The 291-nt window shown below is 31.6% G+C and carries 1 protein-coding gene; it reads left to right on the top strand.

The window, feature by feature from the left end:
* Positions 1-26: 26 nt before the first annotated feature.
* Positions 27-291 (top strand): DUF421 domain-containing protein (locus tag V7137_RS27740; RefSeq protein WP_335701049.1); only part of this gene is annotated, 265 nt, incomplete at its 3' end.

Here is a 291-nt window from a genome sequence, read left to right as displayed (position 1 = left end):
AAAATGGAACCATTGTGGATGAAAATATGAAGAAAATGAAATTGACCATAAATGAATTAAAGATGAAATTAAGAGAAAAAGATGCTTTCAATGTGGCGGACGTAGAATTTGCTATAATGGAAACGGATGGTAAGTTATCTGTATTACCCAAATCAGATAAAAAACCACTTACTCCTTATCATATGAACATTCAAACAACAAGTTCAGGTCTTGAAAAGGATATAATTATTGATGGAACGATAATGGAGGAAAATTTAACAAGTGCTGGACTAGACAAAGAATGGCTAACAT

The organism is Neobacillus drentensis (assembly GCF_036962765.1).
GTDB lineage: Bacteria > Bacillota > Bacilli > Bacillales > Cytobacillaceae > Neobacillus > Neobacillus drentensis_C.
Note: the sequence above shows the minus strand (reverse complement) of the source record. Positions and strands in the feature narration are given on the sequence as shown.